The sequence below is a fragment of the Kitasatospora sp. NPDC056783 genome (genome assembly GCF_042789895.1).
GTDB lineage: Bacteria > Actinomycetota > Actinomycetes > Streptomycetales > Streptomycetaceae > Kitasatospora.
The window spans coordinates 1-1,530 of the sequence record NZ_JBHUAF010000697.1 but is presented as its reverse complement, the minus strand read 5'-3'; the positions used below and the strand labels follow the sequence as shown (position 1 = coordinate 1,530).

The 1,530-nt window shown below is 68.4% G+C and carries 2 protein-coding genes; both read right to left on the bottom strand.

The window, feature by feature from the left end:
• Positions 1–100: 100 nt before the first annotated feature.
• Positions 101–520, bottom strand: coding sequence for a hypothetical protein (locus ACFRMQ_RS40675; RefSeq protein ID WP_380735960.1), 420 nt, complete (start codon positions 518–520; stop codon positions 101–103).
• Positions 521–660: 140 nt separating this feature from the next.
• Positions 661–1,506: a helix-turn-helix domain-containing protein gene (locus ACFRMQ_RS40670; RefSeq protein WP_380735959.1), complete on the bottom strand. Its 846-nt coding sequence runs from the start codon at positions 1,504–1,506 to the stop codon at positions 661–663.
• Positions 1,507–1,530 lie beyond the last annotated feature (24 nt).

Sequence of the window (1,530 nt, the reverse complement as noted above, 5' to 3'; positions counted from 1 at the left end):
ACTGCAGGGGGGACCCTGTGGGAGAGTAGGACGCCGCCGAACAATTATTGTGAATGAACCCCCATCCGGTTTCCGGATGGGGGTTCTTCGCGTTTATGGCTCAGACGCCGCGGATCTCGTCAACCGGGCACGGGATGGCGGGCCAGACCCGATTGGGGCAGCAGACCGCAGCCAGGTGGACAAAACGCGGGCCGGCTTCCTGCTGCCAGTACGCCCACACCACGTCGGAGCCGCCGGTGAGGGCTTCGGCGGCGTACTCGGCCCGTGCCTTGAGCGGGAGCTGCTCGGCCTGGACGGGTGGCGGAGGGCTCTCCTCGTAGTGGGACTGAAGCCAGGCGATGGTTTCGTCCGGGGCCGAGAGGGTGGAGGAGATCAGTGAGGGCGGCTTCAGCAGCCACCAGCCCGTCATCATGGGCGGCATGGTCGAGGTCCTGAAGCCGGCCTCGGGTGCGGGTCGTCGAGGAGCCTCGCTCTTGAGCTGCTGCCCGTCACCAGACCACAGGTAGGTGTGCCAGTGCACGTGGTGCCTCCGGGAGTTGGGCCGGGTTGGAGCATGATGCGTCGACCCGCAGAAAGATGCCGAGGGTGATCGATCCGATCCGAGGAGTCACTACCTTGGCGTGGGTGAGGGAGAATCCTGGCAGGATTTCTGGGGATTTCTCAGATCCAGCTCTCGGCGGCTGCGGCGAGCAGCCGGCGGGCGTCCGAGTCGTAGAGGGCGCTGGGTGCCAGCATGTCGAACGCTCTGCGGTACTGCGTGACCTCTTCGGGCAGACCCAGTCGCAGCTCGGCGTTGAGCACCTCCACCACGACCTGGCGGTCGTCGAGGATGCAGAAAGCATGCGCAGGGGAGACCGGAAGCCGGGTGCGGAACGGCACGATGCCCAGACGCACGGCGGGGAGGGTCGTGGCCGAGACCAGCCGCTCGATCTGGGCGCGCATCACTTCGACGGAGGCGGTCCCGAAGCGGAGGACCGCCTCGGTGATGAGGATGTGCCATCGCCGGTTGCCCGGTGAGCACAGGAGCTTCTGGCGGGCGAGGCGGGCGTCCACGGCGGCAGCGGTGTCCGGTGGGACGGCATTGAGCCAAGCGCTCTCGCGGAAGCGGGCGGCGGCGTAGTCGGCGGTCTGGAGGAGTCCCGGGACGAAACAGGATTCGAAGGTGCGGATGGTCTGGGCGCCGGCCTCCATGGTGGCCCAGGCCTGTTGGACGGCGGCGTGGCCGTGGTGGAGTTCGTGTCGCCATGGGGCGTAGCGGTCGTTGAGGTCGCGGAGCAGGATGACGAGGTCGGCCGCGGCCTCGGGAGAGCCGCAGGCGACCGCCCAGGCGCGGAGGTCGTCCACAGTTGGGGACTGGCGCCCGAGTTGGAGCTTGGAGACCTTGCTGGCGGACCAGCCGAGACGGGCCGCCAGGGTGCGGCCGTCGATCGAGGCTGCCGTACGGAGTGCCCGTAGGCGACGGCCGAGCTCCAGGCGCGCTTCGAGGGTTCCGTGAGAGGTACTCAAGGTGATGGACGGCCCTCTCCGTGG